At 72.1% G+C, this 19,383-nt stretch carries 17 protein-coding genes; 7 read left to right on the forward strand and 10 right to left on the reverse strand.

Features of this window, described 5'->3' with window-relative positions; genetic code table 11:
• Positions 1-12 precede the first annotated feature (12 nt).
• Complete coding sequence (gene argS, locus WMF45_RS42315; RefSeq protein WP_437712066.1) at positions 13-1,746, reverse strand: arginine--tRNA ligase; 1,734 nt, start codon at positions 1,744-1,746, stop codon at positions 13-15.
• A gap of 114 nt (positions 1,747-1,860) precedes the next feature.
• On the opposite strand from argS, the gene WMF45_RS42320 reads away from it, so the two are divergent.
• Positions 1,861-4,032: a serine/threonine-protein kinase gene (locus tag WMF45_RS42320; protein ID WP_437712068.1), complete on the forward strand. Its 2,172-nt coding sequence runs from the start codon at positions 1,861-1,863 to the stop codon at positions 4,030-4,032.
• Between the two features lie 161 nt (positions 4,033-4,193).
• Positions 4,194-4,514 carry a hypothetical protein gene (locus WMF45_RS42325; RefSeq protein ID WP_437712070.1) on the forward strand — a complete coding sequence of 107 codons (321 nt, stop codon included), beginning with the start codon at positions 4,194-4,196 and terminating at the stop codon, positions 4,512-4,514.
• A 281-nt stretch (positions 4,515-4,795) separates the two neighbouring features.
• Here WMF45_RS42325 and WMF45_RS42330 read toward each other — a convergent pair whose 3' ends face one another.
• Both WMF45_RS42330 and WMF45_RS42335 read right to left on the reverse strand, forming a co-directional pair.
• Positions 4,796-6,175, reverse strand: a complete 1,380-nt coding sequence (locus tag WMF45_RS42330; protein ID WP_437712072.1) for a GH1 family beta-glucosidase — start codon at positions 6,173-6,175, stop codon at positions 4,796-4,798.
• A gap of 57 nt (positions 6,176-6,232) precedes the next feature.
• Positions 6,233-6,436: a CopZ family metallochaperone gene (locus tag WMF45_RS42335; RefSeq protein WP_437712074.1), complete on the reverse strand. Its 204-nt coding sequence runs from the start codon at positions 6,434-6,436 to the stop codon at positions 6,233-6,235.
• A gap of 103 nt (positions 6,437-6,539) precedes the next feature.
• On the opposite strand from WMF45_RS42335, the gene WMF45_RS42340 reads away from it, so the two are divergent.
• The gene (locus WMF45_RS42340; protein WP_437712076.1) at positions 6,540-7,313 is read left to right on the forward strand and encodes a helix-turn-helix domain-containing protein; all 774 of its coding nucleotides are present in this window, start codon (positions 6,540-6,542) and stop codon (positions 7,311-7,313) included.
• 23 nt (positions 7,314-7,336) lie between these two features.
• Complete coding sequence (locus tag WMF45_RS42345; protein ID WP_437712078.1) at positions 7,337-7,765, forward strand: membrane spanning transport protein; 429 nt, start codon at positions 7,337-7,339, stop codon at positions 7,763-7,765.
• A gap of 79 nt (positions 7,766-7,844) precedes the next feature.
• Here WMF45_RS42345 and WMF45_RS42350 read toward each other — a convergent pair whose 3' ends face one another.
• A complete protein-coding gene (locus WMF45_RS42350) occupies positions 7,845-9,071 on the reverse strand; it encodes an ROK family protein (protein WP_437712080.1) in 1,227 nt (408 codons plus the stop codon).
• Positions 9,072-9,942: 871 nt separating this feature from the next.
• On the opposite strand from WMF45_RS42350, the gene WMF45_RS42355 reads away from it, so the two are divergent.
• Entirely contained in the window at positions 9,943-10,647 is a 705-nt protein-coding gene (locus WMF45_RS42355; protein ID WP_437712082.1) for a Kazal-type serine protease inhibitor domain-containing protein, read from the forward strand.
• A 79-nt stretch (positions 10,648-10,726) separates the two neighbouring features.
• On the opposite strand, the gene WMF45_RS42360 is transcribed toward WMF45_RS42355, so the two are convergent.
• Entirely contained in the window at positions 10,727-11,473 is a 747-nt protein-coding gene (locus tag WMF45_RS42360) for a hypothetical protein (protein WP_437712084.1), read from the reverse strand.
• Positions 11,474-11,827: 354 nt separating this feature from the next.
• On the opposite strand from WMF45_RS42360, the gene WMF45_RS42365 reads away from it, so the two are divergent.
• Entirely contained in the window at positions 11,828-12,169 is a 342-nt protein-coding gene (locus tag WMF45_RS42365; protein ID WP_437712085.1) for a hypothetical protein, read from the forward strand.
• Positions 12,166-12,747, forward strand: coding sequence for a hypothetical protein (locus WMF45_RS42370; protein WP_437712087.1), 582 nt, complete (start codon positions 12,166-12,168; stop codon positions 12,745-12,747). The genes WMF45_RS42365 and WMF45_RS42370 overlap by 4 nt, the downstream gene beginning before the upstream one ends.
• Before the next feature lie 213 nt (positions 12,748-12,960).
• On the opposite strand, the gene WMF45_RS42375 is transcribed toward WMF45_RS42370, so the two are convergent.
• From WMF45_RS42375 to WMF45_RS42395, 5 genes are all read right to left on the reverse strand, one after another.
• A complete protein-coding gene (locus WMF45_RS42375; protein WP_437712089.1) occupies positions 12,961-13,878 on the reverse strand; it encodes a metallophosphoesterase in 918 nt (305 codons plus the stop codon).
• Between the two features lie 303 nt (positions 13,879-14,181).
• Positions 14,182-15,285: an alpha-hydroxy acid oxidase gene (locus tag WMF45_RS42380; protein ID WP_437712091.1), complete on the reverse strand. Its 1,104-nt coding sequence runs from the start codon at positions 15,283-15,285 to the stop codon at positions 14,182-14,184.
• Positions 15,286-15,501: 216 nt separating this feature from the next.
• Positions 15,502-16,536 carry an expansin EXLX1 family cellulose-binding protein gene (locus WMF45_RS42385; protein ID WP_437712093.1) on the reverse strand — a complete coding sequence of 345 codons (1,035 nt, stop codon included), beginning with the start codon at positions 16,534-16,536 and terminating at the stop codon, positions 15,502-15,504.
• 57 nt (positions 16,537-16,593) lie between these two features.
• On the reverse strand, positions 16,594-17,952 hold the full coding sequence (locus WMF45_RS42390) for a hypothetical protein (protein ID WP_437712095.1): 1,359 nt from the start codon (positions 17,950-17,952) through the stop codon (positions 16,594-16,596).
• A 507-nt stretch (positions 17,953-18,459) separates the two neighbouring features.
• Positions 18,460-19,374: a hypothetical protein gene (locus WMF45_RS42395; RefSeq protein WP_437712097.1), complete on the reverse strand. Its 915-nt coding sequence runs from the start codon at positions 19,372-19,374 to the stop codon at positions 18,460-18,462.
• Positions 19,375-19,383 lie beyond the last annotated feature (9 nt).

The following is a 19,383-nucleotide window of genomic DNA, read 5'->3' on the forward strand; positions in this document are numbered from 1 at the left end:
CTGCCGGACGCTCTACATCCGCTCCGGCGCCTCGATCCCGAGCAGGCCGAGGCCCTTCGCCAGCACCTCCGCCGTCAGATCGCAGAGCGCGAGGCGCGAGCGGCGCACGTCGTCGCTCTCGGCCCGGAGCACCGGGCAGCGCTCGTAGAAGCTCGTGAACGAACCGGCGAGCTCGAACAGGTAACCGCACAGGCGGTGCGGCTCGAGCGTGGCCGCCACGTCCTCCAGCACGGCGCCGAACCGGAGCAGCTCCAGCGCGAGCGCCCGCTCCGTCGGCTCGCTCAGCACGATCCCGGCCTCGCGCGGCGACTCCACGCCGGCCTTCCGGAAGATCGAGCGGATGCGGGCGTGCGCGTACATCAGGTAGGGCGCCGTGTTCCCCTCGAACGCCAGCATGCGATCCCAGTCGAACACGTAGTCCTTGATCCGGTCGCTCGAGAGATCGGCGTACTTCACCGCGCCCACGCCGACCGCCCGCGCCACGGCGTCGGCGGCCTCGGCGTCGAGCTCGGGGTTCTTCTCCCGCACCACCTTCGACGCGCGCTCCGTGGCCTCGTCGAGCAGGTCCGAGAGCTTCACGGTGTCGCCGCTCCTCGTCTTGAACATCTTCTTGTCGGCCCCGAGCACCGAGCCGAACGCCACGTGCTCGGCCCGGGCCGGCGGCGCGAGCCAGCCCGCCTCGCGCGCGGTCGCGAAGACCATCGCGAAGTGCTGGCTCTGCGGCGCGCCGACGACATAGACGATCCGGCGCGCGCCGACCGTGGTGAGGCGGTGGCGGATCGCCGCGAGATCCGTCGTGGCGTAGCCGTAGCCGCCGTCCTGCTTGCGCACGATGAGCGGCAGCGGCTCGCCGCCCTTGCCGGTGAAGCCGGCCGGGAAGACGCAGAGGGCGCCCTCGCTCTCGCGCGCCAGCCCCTTGCGACCGAGCTCCTCGATGACGTCGGGCAGCATCGGGTTGTAGAAGCTCTCGCCGGCGAAATCCGCGTCGGTCAAGGTCACGCCGAGGCGGCGGTAGACCGACTCGAAGTAGCGCGTCGACTCGCGCACGAGCTGCCGCCAGAGCGCGAGGGTCTGCTCGTCGCCGCCCTGCAGCCGCACGACCCGGCGGCGCGAGCGCTCGGCGAACGCCGCGTCGCCGTCGAACTTGGCGCGCGCCTGCCGGTAGAACGCGTCGAGATCGCCGACCGAGAGCTCCTGCGAGGCCGCGGCCTCGCCGAGATCGAGCATGTGCTCGATCAGCATCCCGAACGGCGTGCCCCAGTCGCCGAGGTGGTTCTGGCGGATCACGCGGTGGCCGAGCGCCTCGAGCACGCGCGCGAGGGCGTCGCCGATGATCGTGCTGCGGAGGTGGCCGACGTGCATCTCCTTCGCGGCGTTGGGGCCCGAGTAGTCGACGATCACCGTCCCGGGCTCGGCCGCGGGCGCGATCCCGAGCCGCCCGCCGCCCGCGGTCTCGGCGAGCTCGCGCGTGAGGTACGCGTCCTCGAGCGTCAGGTTCACGAACCCGGGGCCCGCGATCTCGACCTTCCGGCAGATCCCGTCGAGCTGCAGGGCCGCCACGATCGCCGCCGCGACCTCGCGCGGCGGCCTGCCGAGGCGCTTGCCGAGCGCCATGGCGGCGTTCGCCTGGTAGTCGGCGTGGGTGGAGCGGCGCAGGGAAGGATCAACCGCGGCGTGCTCGGCGCCGAACGCGGCGGTGATCGCCGCCTGGAGTGCGCGGGCGAGGGCGTGGACGGGATCGGCCATGGCGCATCCTTTGGCCCGGGCGCCCGGCCAATTCAATAGGCAAGCCGGCGCGGCCACGCCACATCAGCGCACCTTTGACAAAAATCGGGGTAGGCCGGACAGTTCACGCCTCACGTGAGCGCTCCCCTGCCCCCTGCCCCCGGCGATCCGCCGCCCGCCGCGAGCAACGCGCTCGCGGAGAGCGCGGCGGCCCAGCTGGTCGGGACGGTCCTCTCGGACCGGTACCGGATCGTGGAGCTCGTGGCGACGGGCGGGATGGGCGCGGTGTACAAGGCCGAGCACCTGCTCCTGCGCAAGTGGCTGGCCGTGAAGCTCCTCCTGCCCGCGGCGAAGGGCTCCCCGGAGCTCACGGCGCGCTTCGAGCGCGAGGCGATCGCGGGCGCGCACATCCAGCACCCGAACATCGCCTCGGCGACCGACTTCGGCACCCTCCCCGACGGCTCCCGGTTCCTCGTGCTGGAGCACGTCCGCGGCACGACGCTGGATCGCATCATCAAGAGGGGCCCGTTGCCTGCCCCGCGCGCCGCGGAGATCGCGCGGCAGATCGCGGCGGCGCTCGCCGCGGCGCACGAGCGCGGCGTCATCCACCGCGATCTGAAGCCGCGCAACGTCATGGTCGAGGACGGCACCGACGCGGTGAAGCTCATCGATTTCGGCCTGGCGAAGGTGCCGATCGAGCGCCTCTCCACGACGGACGCGCACAGCAGCGAGGCGCGGCCCGACGCCGGCCGGATCACGCTGAGCGGCATGGTCTTCGGCACGCTCGCGTACATGGCGCCGGAGGCGGCGCAGGGCATGGATCACGTCGACGAGCGCTCCGATCTCTACGCGCTCGGGCTCATCCTCTACGAGATGCTCGCCGGGAAGCACCCGTTCGACGCGATCCTGCCCGTCGAGATCTTCCGCGAGCAGCTCCACACGGCGCCGCCGCCGCTCCGGCTGCGCGCCCCGGGCACGGCGGCGCCGCGCGAGCTCGAGGCGCTCGTGATGCGCATCCTGCGCAAGGACCCGGCGGAGCGCCCCGCGAACGCCCGCGCGCTGCTCGCGGCGCTCGACGCGGCCGTGCCGAGGTCCGAGGCGCTCGGCCTCCTCCCCTGGAAGGAGCCGCTGTCGAGCGGGTCGTGGCGGCTCAGCGACCCGCTGCGCGCGATCCCGCACGCCATGCCGCCCGAGCTGCCGGCAGGGCAAGACCGCGCGGGCGCGGCCGGCGGCGCTGCGGCCAGGGGAGCCGCGGCTGGCGGCGCGGCGACCGGCGGCGCCGAGGCCGATGGGTTCGACCTGCAGCTCGGGGCCGCCGGCGCGGACGGCGGGGCGGCAGGGAAGGCAGCGCGCGCGGCGGCAGGGAGCCGGCCACGAGCGCGAGGGCGCGCGTGGGGCTGGATGCTCGGGGTGGCCGCCGTGGCCGCGATGGGCGCGGCGGGCGCGCTGCTCCTCGGCCGGCTGCCCGCGGGCGCAGGCTGGCTGCGCGCGGGCGCCCCGGCGGCGGCCGGCCCGGAGCTCCAGCCGGCGCCCGCGGCGGCGCAGACGGCCCCCGCCGGGGCGCCGGCCGCCCAGGCGCAGGATGCCCTCGGCACCCCGCTGCAAGCCCCTTCCGAGGCGCCCGTCGCGAGCGCCTCGGCCCCCGGGTCGGCCGACGTCGCGGCGGCGCTGGACGCGGGCGCGGCAGACGCGGGTGCGGCAGACGCGGGTGCGGCAGACGCGGGTGCGGCGCTCGCCGGCCCGGAGCCGCTCGAGGGCGCGGGCCTCCCGGCCGAGCGCGAGCGCCTCGTGGCGACGGTCCGGGCGAAGCGGTGGGGCGACGCGGAGAGCGCGCTGCTCACGCTGCTCGAGAAGGATCGCGCCGCCTTCGAGCAACGCGACGTGATGACGGCCGCGGCCGCCGTCGCCGTGAAGAGCTCGTACCGGACCGACGGCCGCGCGGACGCGATCTTCGACGCGCTGGAGAGCCGCCTGGGCCCGGAGGGCCTCGACATCGCCTACGAGATCTGGAGCGGCTACGGGGGCACGCAGGGCGGAAAGCGCGCGGCGGCGCTGCTCCGCCGCCCCGAGGTGCTGAAGCGCGCGAGCGTCCCGCTGCGCATCGCCGTGGCGCTGCGCGAGGCCCCCTGCCGGCGCAAGGAGGCGCTCTTCGAGCGCGCGGCGCTCGAGGGGGACGCGCGCGCGCTCGTGTTCCTGGAGATGCTCCGCTCGTCGCAGTGCCAGCCGCGCATCGGGCAGTGCTGCTTCCACCACCACGAGGGGCTCGAGCGCGCGGTGCGCGCCTTGCGGGACCGGCTGCGCTACTGAGCCGACCGCGCGCGCGTGGCGCGGGCTCCCGGCGCGACGCGGCCCCGAGGGCCGCCGAGATGGGCTAGGCTCGCGCCCCCGGGTTCCACGGCGCCCAGGAAGCCAGAGCACGGCGACGGGGCGACAGGCGGCGCGCGGACGACAAGGACGAAGGATCAGGAATGAGCGACAAGACGAATGAGGAGATCTACAGGGCGTATCTGCTGGCTTATGCGTGCAGCGGCGACGCCTCGAAGGTCGCGGTGCTCCAGGACGCGCGCCCGCTGACGGCGGTGGTCGCCGCCGCGCTCGCCCTCGCCGAGCGCGACCGCCATGCGAGCGAGCCGCCGGACACGTGGGATTCCCTCAGCGAGCGCCTGCAGGCCATGTTCGATGAGTTCGATCCGCACGGGTACGACCTGGCGGGCGGAGGCGACGAGTCGCTCGAAGACGACGAAGAAGACGACGAGGACGAAGACGGCGACGAGCCGATCGCCTCCTGAGGCGCCCGAGGCGCTTTATCGAGGAGCGGCCGCCGGCGACACGGCCGTTCGCCCGGCGATCACGGGCGAATGGCCTTTCCTCACACCGCCTTCGCTCTCGGGTCGGCGGAGCTCACGAGCATCCCATCGGCGTTAACCAAGGCTTCGCGCCGCGTTCTCCCAAATCCGAACGTTGACGTTCACGTTCACGTTGGTGAGCGGGGGCGGGCTTCGTGCCCTGAGCGTGACCGAACCTGGTTAACCCCGTAGAGTCCGAGTCGCGGCGCGCGACGCGGCCCGGCTCACCCCCCGAGGGTCGCGCCGTTCGAGGCGATGAGCTCACGATACCAGTGAGCCGAATCCTTGAGGACGCGCCTGCCCGTCGGGTAGTCGACGAAGACGAGGCCGAAGCGGTGTTTGTAGCCGTGAGCCCACTCGAAGTTGTCCAGGATCGACCAGTGGAAGTAGCCGTTCACGACCGCGCCCTCGGCGATCGCCCGGCGGAGCTCGATCAGGTGGCGCGCCATGAAATCGATGCGCTGGGGGTCGTGCACCTTCCCGTCGAGCGAGATCCAGTCCCGGGTCGACAGGCCGTTCTCGGTGATCACGATGGGCCGCTTGTACCGCTCGTAGAAGAATTTGGGCCCCCAGTAGAGGCACTCGGGGGTGACCGACCACTCGAACGCGGTGATCGGGTGTCCCACCGGGTGGGGCACCACCTCGGCTGCGCCGTTCGCCCCGGCGCGCACCGGGACTCCCCAGTAGACGTTCACGCCGCAGAAATCGACCGGCTGCGCGATGATCTCCATGTCGCCGCTCCGGACCTCGGGCAGCTCGTTCGCGAACAGGCGGAGCCCGTCCTCGGGGTACCTGCCGAAGAACACGGGATCCATCCACCACGTGTTGGTCCACGTGGTCCGCGCATTCACCGACCACGTGGCCGCGCGCGCCGCCTCCAGATCCTCCGGCGACGAGGTCGCGGGGTATTTCACCTGGGCGACGGGCGCATAATAGACGTTGCACCTCCCGGGGCTCGCCGCGCGGATCGCCTGCACCGACTTGCCGTGCGCGAGCAAGACGTGGTGGCAGACCCGGAGCACCTCGGCGAAGCGCAGCCGGTCGCCGGGGGCGTGGCGCCCCTCGTAGTGGCCGGCGCCGGCGAACACCTGAGGCTCGTTGAGCGTCATCCAGTCCTTCACCCGATCGCCGAGCTTCCTGACCACGACGCTCGTGTACTCGGCGAACCAGTCGGCGCTGTCGCGGTTCAGCCACCCGCCCTTGTGGTAGAGCGCGAGAGGAAAGTCCCAGTGGAACAGCGTGATGTGGGGCTCGACGCCCGCCTCGAGCAGCGCGTCCACGAGGCGATCGTAGAACGCGAGCCCGCGCTCGTTGACGGCGCCCGTGCCCTCCGGGAGGACGCGCGGCCACGAGGTGCTCAGTCGATAGGCGCGGAGGCCGATGTCGCGCATGAGGGCGACGTCCTCCGGGTACCGGTGGTAGTGGTCGCACGCGACGTCGCCCGTGTGGCCGTTCCACACGGCGTCAGGCTTCCTGCAGAACATGTCCCACACGGACGGCCCCTTGCCGTCCTCGTGCGCGGCGCCCTCGATCTGGTACGACGCCGCGGCGGCGCCCCACAGGAACCCTTCCGGAAAGCCCTTTTCGCTCTGCTGTCGCGTCATGGTGGCCGCCACCATACCAAAGGCGGCCGCGTTTCGGCGCCGCGGCGCACCGCGGCGTCAGCCAGCGTCGCGCGCCTCGTAGCCGGCCTCGCGCACGGCCGCGAGGAGGGCCTCCGCCGCCGCGCTCCCCTCGACGACCGCCTCTCCGCGCTCGAGGCTCACCTCGCTCACCCGCGTCACGCCAGGGACCTTCGCGAGCGCCTTCGAGACCGCCTGGACGCAGTGGCCGCAGGTCATCCCTTCGATAACGATTCTGCGCATCTCCCCCCTATGCCCGCTCGAGGCAGCAGCGTCAACGAGGGCACGGCGGTTGCGGCGGTTGCGGCGGTTGCGGCGCCCACGCCCGCGTGATGTGCTCTCGAGCGTGACTGCCCTCGAGCACACGGCGCTTGTCGGCCACGGCGGCGTGCACATCATCGAGGGCGCCGGGGGGACGCGCCGCCATGCGCTCCACCTGGTCAAGCTGGTGGTGCCGGTCGACGGTCCTCTCGAGATCGAGGCCCAGGTCGGGCGGCCGTTCGAGGTGCGCGCGCCCGTGCTCACCGGCGCCGGCGTCGCCCATTCCATCGGCTCTCCCGGCGCGACGGTGACGACCTTCCTGGCGCCCGAGGGGCTCGGCGCCGGCGCGCAGGCGGCCGCCCGCGGGCGGGTGCTCGTCCTCGAAGGAGCGCAGGCCGAGCGGGCGCGCGCGGCGGCGCGCGACGTGCTCCGCGGCCGGCTCGATCACGCGGCGACGCATGAGCTCATGAGGGCGTGCGCCGGTGCGTTCGCGCCGGGCGGCCCGCCGGTCGATCGCCGCGTGCTGCGCGCCATGCGCCGCCTGGCGGAGCAGGCGCCGGGCCGCCCCGCGCTGGGCGCGCTCGCCGCCGGGGAGGGCCTCTCCCGCTCGCGGCTCTCCCACCTGTTTCACGGCGCCTTCGGCCACCCGCTGCGCGATTACGTGACCTTCCTTCGCGTGTTGACGGCCATCCAGGCGCTCATGGACGGCACCCCGCTGGCGCAGGCGGCGCTCGCCGGCGGCTTCCACGACCAGGCCCACCTGACCCGCGCGATCGTCGCCACGCTGGGCCGCACGCCGGGTTCGATCGCTCGCAGCCGCTTCGTACAAGCCGAGGCCACACGGCCGGGGCCATGGTGATCCCCTGAACCCAAGGAGGATCCATGCCCCCCCGCGCTGTCGGCGCAGCCCGCGTCGCCCTCGGCCTCATCGTCCTGCTCGGCGGCATCAACGGATTCGTGCGCATCGTGCCGGTCCCCGAGCCGCTCCACCCGTTCGTCCAGCTGCTTGTCGACAGCGGCTACATCTACGCCGTCAAGGTCGTCGAGATCGCCGCCGCGGTCCTGCTCCTCCAGGGCCGCCGCCGTCCACTCGCGCTCGCGCTGTTATGGCCGGTCGTGGTGAACATCGCCCTGTTCCACCTGCTGCTCGACCCCCGCGCCGGCATCAACGCCGGTGTCCTCCTCGGCCTGCTCGGCGCCCTCACCTGGCATGATCGCCACGCGTTCGCGCCGCTCCTCGCCGAGGGGCGGTCCGGGTCGCTCGCCCCGAAGGGCGACCCGGCGCGCGGAGAGCGCGCCTCGCTCGCCTAGGACCCGAGCCAATGAGCGCTTCGGGAAACCAACAGAAGAGAAGAAGACCGCTGGCGAGCCCGCGCGGCGGCGCCGGTAGCTACGGCGCGATGTCCTGGAGCACGCCGTCGGGCACGAGGCGGAGCGAGCGAACCGCGCCCTCGCGCGCGAGCAGGAGGGCGCCGAGCAAGCCGGCCTCGCCCCCCAGCGGAGAGGCGACGACCGGCACGTCCGCGCCGCGGACGGCGTGGCGCGGCAGCTCCTCGCGCACGCCGGCAAGCAGGATGTCGGGCGCGGCCAGCAGCTCGCCGCCCAGCACGATGAGCTGGGGGTTGAGCAGGTTCAGCAGGACCGCGATGCCGCGCGCGAGCTGCGTGCCCGCCTCGTGGAAGATCGCGCGGGCGCTCTCGTCACCGGCGAGCGCCGCGCTCGCGATGGCGCTGACGGCGTGCGGGCGGGCGAGCGCGGCGAGCTGGGGTGAGCGCGCCGACGCCGCCTCCGCGGCGCGCCGGAGCGCCATGACCGAAGCGAACGTCTCCAGACATCCGCGGCGCCCGCAGCCGCAAGGCGGGCCGTCGTCCGCAATGCGGCAGTGGCCGATCTCCCCGCTGTATCCCTGCATCCCGAAGAACAGGCGTCCATCGGCGACGAGGCCCGCGCCGACGCCGAGCCCGACATAGATCCATACATACGACGCCTGCCCCCGCGCCGCGCCGAGCTCCCCTTCCGCCACCGCCGCTGCCTGAGGCAGGTTGTACACAGGCACCTGCATGCGAAGCGCGCGGCTGAGCTCCGCGCGCACAGGGAACCGCTCCCAGCCCAGGTTGGGCGCAAGCACGCAGACGCCGCTCGGCCGCTCGATGAGCCCAGGTAACACCGCGCAGGCGCCGCGCAGCCGCTTCCGCGGCACCCCACTCAGCTGCAGCACCTTCGGCAAGAGCTCGACGATATCGCGGACCGTCCGGTGCGGATCGCGCAGGACGGTGGGCTGCTCCAGCCGCGCCCGCATCCGCCCGCGGGCGTCGGCCACGGCCACGGCCGTCTGCTCGACACCGATCTCGATGCCGAGGAAGGCCGCGCTGTCGTCGTTGAACTCGAGGAGCCGCGCCGGGCGCCCGCCGCGCGATTCGGTCCCGACATCGCGGACGCTGCCGCTGTCGAGCAGCTCCTCGATGATGGCCGAGACCGTCGGCTTGGTGAGCCCGCTCAACCGCGCGAGGTTCGTGCGGGAGATCGGGCCGTGCTCTTGCACGAGGTCGAGGACGAGGGAGCGGTTGAGCTCCCGAGGGGTGCGGTTGTTCGCCGTCTTGTCGTTGGCACGGACCATTCGAGCAAAACCAGACTTAGCCGTCCTCGCTCAGCAAAAGCAAGGGGGGTCGCAACCGAGCTGTCACGAAAGCGCGCGCGGCGAGCGCTTCACCCGTGGTTCCCCGCCTCAGCCGTGGTTCCCCGCGCTTCCGCCCTCTCCTCGCACGTCTTCCGCACGTCTTCCGCACGTCTTCCGCACGTCTTCCCGCTTCCTCTCGCTCACCGCACGCATCGCTGCCTCGACGCCTCGCCACCTCGCGGCGCGTCAGAGCTGCTTATGTCAGCACCACAATCGTCGCTGCCCGGACGGCCACCGGCGCAGCGCCCCTCCCGCCTTCCACGTAGCAAACTGCCCCGCTTCAGGGGATGGGCTCCTACAGCCCGCACCCCCGTGTGGCGGAACGCCGCATCGCCGCAGGTGAGATGGAAACAGGGAGCGCGCGCGCTCCTCCCGGCGTCCGACCCGCCCGGACCTGGCGATCGCCCGCTCCTCGCTCCCGCAAGGCCGCGAAGATCCGCGGCGGGCGGGCTCATCTCTTCTCCAAGGGGAACACCGATTGCAGACGGCAACGAACGACAAGCGGGGGATGACAGACGGCAGGCGCTCACCGGCAATCGACGTTCAATGAACGACAAACGGCAAACGCGGAAAGCGAGCAAACACCGAGTCGACGAGCGCAGATGCCGTGGGGTGTGAAGGAGAGCGTTCATCGAGGCGCTGGATTCCGGACATGCCGACGCACTGTCACCCCAGGTCGAGCCAGGGCTCGACGCGTTGGAGGACACAGCGACATCGCGCAGCGACGCGTTGCCCAGCTCGCGCGCGATGCGCATGGCCGAGGAGACGCCCGGAGCGCCGGGCCACCTCCTCACGAGGAGTTTTCACGATCATGAAGATGACACATGTTCTGGGTGCAGTGTTCGCTGTGACGCTCGCCGCCTGCACGGCGACATCGGACGATGCCGAGGTCGAGGATCTCGCGGATGCGGAGGAGAGCGGGGCCGCGGAGGGCGCGCTCGCAGTGAGCGACGTGGCGGCGGTACCGGCGCATTTCGAGCACGAGATCGGCTTCACCCGCGCGCGGCCCGGCGGCATGTGCGGGGGCATCGCCGGCATACGCTGCGCGGCGGGCCTCTATTGCGACTTCGCCCCCGAGGCGAGCTGCGGCGCGTACGACCGGAGCGGCGCGTGCAAGCTCATGCCCGACGCGTGCCCGCAGCAGTACGATCCGGTGTGCGGCTGCGATGGCCGCACGTACAGCAACGGCTGCGTCGCGGCCACGGCCGGCGTCTCGGTGAGGAGCGCGGGCGAGTGCGGCCCCACGATCGTGGGGATCGGCGAGAGCTGTGGCGGCTTCACCCTCGGCGGGCCGCGCGTGTGCGGCGAGGGGCTCTACTGCAAGTACGCGCCCTCCGCGATCTGCGGGCGCGCGGACGCGTCCGGCACCTGCGCGGAGAAGCCCGAGGTGTGCACGAAGGAGCTCGCGCCCGTGTGCGGCTGTGACGGCCAGACGTACGCCAACGCCTGCACGGCGGCCGCGAGCGGCACCTCCGTCGACGCGAGGGGCGCGTGCGCGGACGCGCCGATCGAGTGAGCGAGATCGCCGCCCCGCTCCGCGGCGGCCCGCTCCGCGGCGGATCGAGCGCGAGGAGCGCGGGCGGCGCGGCGCGCGTTCACGGCTTCTTCTCGACGGACTGCACGTCGAGCTGGATGAACTGACCGACGTACGCCTGGGGCGCCGGGGGGATGCCGTCCACGACCAGATGCTTGAAGTTGGCGATGCTGGTGTGATTCGGATCCTCGCCCTTGAAGGACACCTTGGCTCCGCCCCGGATCGGAATGGTCTTCGTGTGGTCGATCTTGAACGTGTCGTGGCCCACGTTGGGGCTATCGTTGAGCCAGTAGACCTCGGCCGGGTCGGCGACAGAGATGCTGTAGCGGTTGTACGTCGCGTTGTCGGGTGTACCGCCCACGCGGAAGTGATTGCCGTCGGACGTGCCGCCCTTGTAGGTCTCCGGCTCGACGACGCCGCGGAGCCGGACGGTCACCAGATAGACCGTGTCGGGCGAGCCGCCGAACGTCTTGGTCTCGTCGACCAGCGCCGAACACGCACACTCGTCGCTGTTGCCCGGGTCCCGGTCGCACGGCATCTCCCAGCGGAAGCCGTCGATGCTGTCGGCCGCGGCGAGCAGGTTTTCTTCTTCGCCGCCGCTGCCGCCGCTGCCGCCGGCCCCGCCGCTGCCGCCGGCCCCGCCGCTGCCGCCGGCCCCGCCGCTGCTGCTGGAGCTCGCGCTGCTGGAGGCGCTCGTGCTGGCGGCCGTCGAGGCTCCCCCGCCCGAACTCGCAGAGCTCGTCGTGCTGGCGCTGGCCTGGTCGTCCGCAGGCGGGTCGTCGGAGCCGCAGGCAAGAAGGAGCAACATCGCAGGAACAACGATCAGAGAGACTCTCATTTTACACCAGTCCGGCGAGGGCGCCGGCAGTCAAGGCTGGGGACGCGAAACGAGGTTGCCTTGATATCACGGCTCGTTCGCGTGGCCATGTCAGGTTCGTGAGCGGCCCGGTGCACCACCGGACGAAGCCAAAGGAGGACGTGCGGCCGACAATGTGAACGTTCACATGACGGGCGTCAATGCGAATCGACCGACCCGCGGGGTTCCTCGTGCGTGCGGGGGGGCGGGACCGAGGACATGGCCCTGCGCTCGCGGTAGGATGCCATGGCGCCCGGGGCGCCGCGCTCCGTCGCGCCGCCTTCACGCTTTGCAGCGAGGTTGAACGTGAGATCCTGGATCTCTGCCCGTCGAATCCTGTGCGTCATCCTGCTCGCGCCGCTCGCCCTCGGGATGGGCATCAGCGAGCAGGAGTTCCTGTGCGAAAACGCGGCTGCGCATCTCGAGGAGTGCTGTCCGTCGTTCGCCCCGACTCCCGCGCTCTGCCAGCAGAACATCGGCTGTAACGGGAACGAGGAGCTGTGGCTCACGGCCGACGAGAGCCGGTGCATCCAGGAGAGGGAGTGCGGCGACCTCGTCGGGAGCAACGTCTGCGAGCAGGCCGCCGCGCGCATGAAGCTCGCCGAGGGGGGGAGCGCAGGCGTCGCGCGCCCGGCGGTGTGTCGATGAGGCGGCGTATCCGCTCATCGAGCCGGCGATGGGGCGGCACGGCCGCGCTCTGCGGGCTCCTCGCCCCCGCCCTCGCCAGCGCGCAGGAGGCGCCGCCGGCCGCGCCGCCTGGGGCGCCCGCCTCCGAGGGCCCGGCTGGGTGGAAGCGCGGCTTCGGCGCCAAGCTGTACGCCGGGGGCTCATGGCAGAGCTTCTATTCCCTCGCCATCTATGGAGCGAGCTTCGGCGCCGCCGCCGGGGGCACGCTCGAGCACGTCGCGCTCTGGGGAGGGTTCGAGGGCTTCGTCGGCGTCACCGAGTTCGGCCTCCCCGCGCGCATGTTCCGTCCGAGCTTCGCGGTGGAGACCCACCTCGGCGATTTCCGGCTCGGCGGAGGCGCTGGCCTGCTCCTGCTCGCGGTGACCCGCGCGACGTCAACGTCGTCCATGACCTCGACGGCGTTCGGGTTCAGCGGGCACCTGAGCTACGACCTCGTCACCCTCGATCAGCACGCGATCTACCTCGAGGCTCGGATGAACGTCGATCTCGCCTCGGCGATCCTCTGGGGGCCCTCGGGAGCCCTGGGCTTCCGCTACTGATTCTACCCACCAAGGAGTCCGGCCCGGGATCCAGGGAGAGATTTGAACGCAAAGACGCAAAGGCGCGAAGACGCAAAAAAAGAATACATCTCGTGTATTTTTGCGACTTTGCGTCTTGGCGCCTTTGCGTTCAAATCTCTTTTCACTCGCCGGACCGGTCGCTGGCAGGATCTCTGACCTGCGCAACCGGAGACAGCCTTGGGCGCCGCGGCGCTACGGCTCTCCGCCGCCGGCGCTCCCCTCGCCGTGCCGGTGCACCCGCGCCCGCCGCTCCCGGTTCCTCGCCACCTTCGCCGCGCGGCTCGCCATGAGCTCCGGCGTCGGCTTGCGCCCGAGGTGCGGCACCTGCTCCGCGTGGTGCTCGTCGAACGACCCCGGCTCGCTGCCGAGCTCGAAGATCGCGACCTCCCGCTGGCCCCGCTCGCCGAGGCGCAACGGCATCACCGCTGCGCCGATCCCCGCGCCCACGTAGACCGCCCCCTGGCCAGGCTCCCCCCGCTTGCGCGTGCCGTAGAGCCCGTGAATGTAGCGGTGCCCGGCGATCTTGCCGATCGAGAGCTCGTTCAGGCGCGCGACCGTCACCTGGCCCGCGTGCGTGTGGCCCGACAGCACCAGCGGGACGCCATGGCGCCAGAGCCCGTCCGCCTCCTCGGCGATGTGCGAGAGGCCCAGCGTCGGCAGGTCGCGCCGCATCCCCTTCACCGCCTTCTCGAGCGACGCGTGGCCCGTATACGCGTCGTCGAGCCCCACCACCTGGAGCCGCTCATGGCCCAGCGTGATCACCGTGCTCGCGTTGCAGAGCACCGCGGCGCCGCCCCGCTCGAGCGCGCGCTTCACCGCGTCGGCGCCCGACCAGTGATCGTGATTCCCCAGCACGGCGATCACCGGCGCCTCGAAGCCGCGCACAACCTCTTCCAGCTGATCGAGGTAGAGCTGGCTGTGACACACGAAATCGCCCGTGAGCACGACGAGGTCGGGCCGCTGCAGGTTCGTCAGCGCGACGGCCGCGCGCTGCACCCGCACCGACGTCACGCGACCGACATGCTGATCGGTCAGGTGGGCAATCCGGAGCGACGACATCTGCTCCAGGTAGGCCGCCGGCCCCGCGAAACGCCGGAGCCGAATCCCCATGGCCGGGTCCGCTCCCTCGGGCGCGGGCTCCCCCCCGGAGGCGCCAGCGCCTCGCGTGAAGAGCCTCCGCCACCGCTCCCTCGCAGGTACTGCGCTGCTCACGATGGCCGAGTGTACGGGTGAGGCTGAGTGGCCGCCACCTTTTCTTTCGTCGAAGACGCCCTGACACCGCGATTCAGCGGAGCGCAACAATGCGTCGACGCGAGCGACGCGGGCGTCGCGAGCGCCGCCGTCCGCCGCCTGGCCGCACGCGGGACAGCGCCGATCTTGGAAAACTCCGCGCTCGTGCGACTCAGGCATCCATCATCGCGCCTGAGCTCGTCGGACCAGATCGCGATCGATGGATGCCAGGGTAGGACAGCCGGCGAGCGCCATGGCGATCGAGAGCTCATCGCGCAACCCCGCGAGCACGCGCGCGACGCCCTCGCCGCCGAGCGCGGCGAGTCCCCACAGGACTGGGCGTCCGACCAGCACCGCGCGGGCGCCGAGCGCGATCGCCTTCAGCACGTCGGTACCCCACCGGATACCGCCGTCCATCAGCACCGGGCACCTGCCGGCGACCGCGTCGGCGATCGCCGGGAGGGCATCGATCGTCGCGGGGGCGCCGTCGAGCTGCCGCGCGCCGTGGTTGGAGACGACGACGCCGGCGGCGCCCGCCTCGAGCGCGCGGACCGCGTCGTCGGGCCTGACGATGCCCTTGAGCAGAATAGGGAGCTTCGTGAGCGAGGCGAGCCACCCGACGTCGCGCCACGTCAGCGAGGCGTCATGTCGGGTGGCGACGTAGGACGCGAGCAGAGAGCCCCGCTCCTCGACCGGGGCGGCCGCCGCGGCGTCGATGAGGTTCGCCATCACGAGCCCCTCGGGCAGCGCGAAGCCGTTGCGCACGTCCGCTATCCGGCGGCCGAGGACCGGTGTGTCGACGGTCAGCATCAGCGCCCGGTAACCGGCGGACTCGGCCCGCTCGACGAGGGCGCGCGTGAGGCCGCGATCCTTGTGGACGTAGAGCTGGAACCACTTCGGCCCTGGAGACGCGCCCGCGACCGCCTCGAGGCTCGTCGTCGAGAGGGTGGAGAGCGTGAAGATGGTGCCGAGCTCGGAGGCCGCCCGCGAGGAGGCGATCTCACCGTCGGGGTGCGCGAGGCGCTGATAGGCCGTCGGCGCCACGAGGATGGGGAACGGCACCCTCGTGCCGAGCACCGTCGTGCTCATGTCGCGCTCGGCCACGTCGACGAGGACGCGGTAATGGATCTCGAGGCGGCGGAAGGCGCGCCGGTTCTCGCGGAGCGTGCGGCCCTCGTCGGCGCCTGATCGGTAGTAGTCATAGGCCATCTTCGACAGCCGGGCGCGCGCTGCGCGCTCGAAGTCGTCGACGGTGAGCAGCGACGGGGCGGGGCGAGGGTCTTGCACGGTGTTCTCCTGGAGATCCCGGCGGCGCGTCCCGACCGCAGGGGGCGGCCATCATCCTACCAGCTGGCCCCGTGACGAGCCGGGCTGGCGAGCGCGCTTCCCCGCAGCCCGGCGCGGCCGCGGCGCCCGTGGAAGCTCGGCCGCGCCGCGCGAGGGGCCCGTCCACCACCGGGCCTCCGGGCGGCCGCCCTGGAGCACGGGGCGCGGGCCTCGGTCTCAGTTGCAGGCGGCGAACTGCCCGCCCGCGGGCTGGTTTCCGGCCTTGAGCTCCAGCATCGCTTCCACGGTGGAGCCGTTGATGTCGGTCGCGCGGACGTGATAGGGCGCATTCCCCATGTTCCCGTCGCCGACGACGAAGTAGTTGTACGACTGCCGCGTGGCCGTCTGCCACGTGCCGTTGATCTCCACCTCCAGCTTCTCGATCGGGTGCGCGTGCCCCTCGACGAGGATCTCGTTCCAGTACTTGTTGCTCGCGTCCTTGAGGCGGAAGGAGACGGCGCTCGTCGTCGGACAGGGGATGTACCGCCAGGAGATCTTCCCCGCGGCGCCGCCGTGGGTGGTCCCCAGATACCCCTCGCGCTCTTCGCCGATCTTGAGAAAGGCGCTCTTGCTGAGATCGATGTGGCCCGCCGTGCACTTCGGGTTCGTGGCGATCGGGCACTGGTCCACGACCATGGCCTGCACCTTGCGCCCGTCGTCCCGGGAGACCTCGACGCACGCGCCGCACATCGCCGCCGCGTTGTAGTCGGCGGTGTTCATGGCGGCGAAGTACTGGCCTCCGCCGAACGGGACGTGCCCGACGACGTCCGGGTTGCGCCCGACGATCGGGTAGCTGCAGTTCACCTCGGTCGAGCCCATGTCGAGCGTGTAGAAGGTGATGGATCCGTTCGCGTACTCGGCCGGATAGTCGCAGCTCACCGGCTCGCCGCCCGTTCCCGTCGAGGTGGTCGCGCCGGTGCTCGCGGCGCTGGGCTCGCCGCCGCCGCTCGTCGAGGAGGTGGAGCCGGTCGTCGTGGAGCTGCCCGGACCAGCGCCCGCGCCCGTCGTGACGCCGTCCCCGCCCCCTGCGCCTGTGCCGGCGCTGGCGCTGGCGCCGACCGCGCCCGCGCCACCCGGCCCGCCGGCGGCGGACGAGGCGCTCTCCGCGCTGCCGGCTTCCCCGCCGCCGCCGTCGCTGCAGCCAGCGACGCCGAGCGCGATCAGCGACACGAGCGGCCATGAAATGCCCCTGGGCAGATAACCTAGCTTCATCTCGACTCCTTAAGATTTACGATAGGGATGGATTCGCGAATCCACGCGGTTGGCTTATCACGGCCCCGCGGCGCGCTGCTCGATGAAGGTGCCGGCCGCGTTCGTGTACGCGATCCACAGCGAGCCGCCGCGATCCGCCTCGATCGCCACGTGCTTGAACGACTTGCCCTCCACCGCGACGCAGCGCGCGTGAAAGCGCCCTTCGCCGTCGAGCTGCCCGAGCTCGAGCGCGTGGCGCGCCCCGGGCTCGCGCGAGACCGGCCGGACCCGGGCCACGTGGATCGGCGAGACGCCCTGCGTGGCCGCGATCGGCGCGGGGCTGAGCCCGTTCGGGTAGAGCGACCAGACCGCGGGCATGTCGTCGCGCGGCGCCTCGTCGACGCGGATCGCCGCCATGCCGAACGCCGAGATGTCCTTCGCCGCCGGCAGGAGCACGTACGCAGGCCCCGCGGCGCCGATGGCGAGCGCGCCGCCCATCCGCGATTCCCCCGCGTCGCCGATGAAGACGACAGCGTCAGGGCCGAGCTCGAGCTTGCCTTCCGCGGTGAGCCCCAGCGTGCGGGCGTGCACCGGCGTCAGCGCCGAGCGCGCGTCGATGTACATCGCCAGCGCGCCTGCCTTCCAGGGCGACAGCGCGACGAAGGTGGCGCCGCTGCCCTCCTCGGAGAGCGGCACGGCGGCCCCGTCGTCGAGCACAGCGAAGGCCTGCGTCACGGCGCCCTCGGTCGTCTTCCGATCCGAGAGGAACGCGAGCAGCGTGTGACCTCCGGGCAGCGCGACGGCGGAGATCCCCGTGCCGCGGCGCCCGGCGCCGATGGGCGGCCCCTCGCCGCCGCCGAGCGGGGTCCTCCGGATCGTGCCGCCGTGATCCATGCAGTACACGAACCGGGAGGCCACCGCGCACGCCGGCCACGAGGCGCGGGCTGGATCGCCGCTGCCATCTCCGGCGTCGGGCGCGTCGGGCGCGGCCTCCGCGGGCGGAGAGCCTGGCGCGGTGAGCCCGCCGAACGACGGCGCGACGTGCTGCGCCACGCCGTCGCGGTTGAAGATCACCCGGAAGTCGGCGCGCTCCGCCTCGTCGGGAGACCAGAGCAGCGCCGGCCCACGGAGCGAGAGCGAGAGCGGCCCCCGGCGCAGCGTGCAGCCGGCGCCCAGCGCGGCGGCGTCTGGAGCTCCCGCGTCTGGCGCTGCCGCATCCGCCGCTGCTGCGTCCGTTGCCGCTGCGTCCGCCACCCCCGCGTCCAGCGACGGCGCGCTCGGGGCGCTGGCCGCGCTCGCGGTGGGCGCAACGGAGGGCGCCGGCGTTGCAGCACCCGCGTCGGACGCCGGCCCGGCGCCCGGCGTACCCGAGCCGTCACGGCAGGCGGCGAGCGCCGCCAACACGAGCACGCGCGCGCGCAGGGGGGGACAGCTCACCACCGCGGCCCGACTCCGAGCAGGGCCTGGATGTTCCCCGAACGCATGCGAAAGCTATCGGGCGAACGGCGTGTAGCGTCAACCCGGGAGGCATCGCCGGGTGCCGCCACGTCGAGCGCGTCGCACCGAGTCGAGATCCAGGGCTCGGCAAGGGAGTCCCAGAGAACACAGCACCGCTTTTCGCTCGGCAGTCTCTCTGTCTATCCGGTGCAACCTGCCTGAACCGTCACGGCACATGGCGAAGAAGATTGAACCATCAGACGCGAGAGAAACCGAGAGAACTCCGCCTCATGGCGCCCTTCGGCGCCTCGGCACCTGATCATGCCCGCTGCCCGTGGAACGAAGGGGATGTCCACGCGAAGGGCGAAGGCTGTTTTCTCGCCACCTCTGGCGAGTCGGTCGCGCGAAGTAGATGTACGCTATGCCTGAGGATGTGCCGCTACCCGCACCACCGGTACACCGCAGCGGGCAGCGTCTCCGGAGAGACCCTTGCTTGCCCGGCACCGCTCAGCTGGGGTCGTCGAGCACCTCGGCGAGCGACGCGGCGACGACGGCCCGCTCAAGCCATCGTTCCAGAATTTCCGGGTTTTTCTCGGCCAGGATGCGCTCCCGCGCCACGTCCGGCACGGCGATGCCTCGACCCCGGAGCGCGATCAGCACAGCACGCGCCGCCTCCTCGGCACGGCCTTCCTTTCGCTCCTCGGCCCGGAGATTCCTCTCGTAATCCTCGAACCACGCCCGGATCTCTGCGCTCACATCGTCCTCCTCGTCGGTCGCCGGCTCCTGTCTTCCGAGCCGGAAGTGTACCAGCAACGGCTTGGCGATGCTCTTCTCCCACGCATCGTCCGGCAGCGCCGCCAGATCCGCCAGCGCCTCGCGCAGGAGGCGACCCGAACCGAGCAGCCGCAGGAGCAGCGTCGCACGCGTCCGGGGCAGCTCGGCGAGCACCACGACACGCATCGCCAAGCCCGGCACGGCGTGGTAGACGCCTGGCTGCACCGGCTCGCAGCGGTAGGCGTCGAGCACCGTCTCAGGGCGCCCCGGGCCGATGACGACCAGCGCAGGGAAGTCCACCCACGGCTGCGGCGACGCGTCGACGTCCTCGTTCGGCGCGACGGAACCGGCCGCCGAGCGGGCACGGCGCTCGAGTTCGTGGTGCCACGTGAGCTGCTTGCGCAAGCACTGGCGGATCAGACGAAGGCTCGGCGTGCGGTGAAACGGCTCGAACAGGCTCGGCTCCGCCGAGAGCTCGCCGAGCAGGCCCATGCCGGCGCGCTCGGCGTGCCGCGCTGGATCAGGCACGCTGTAGACATCGATTTTCTGTGTCGCTGCCAGGACCTCGACCTCAGTCTCCGCCGCCGAGACGAGGCTCAGCCCGTCTCGCAGCAAGTTCTTGGAGAACTGGTCGGAGCGATTATGCATCGGAGCGCG

It is taken from the genome of Sorangium sp. So ce448 (assembly GCF_051520915.1).
GTDB classification, from domain to species: domain Bacteria; phylum Myxococcota_A; class Polyangia; order Polyangiales; family Polyangiaceae; genus Sorangium; species Sorangium cellulosum_B.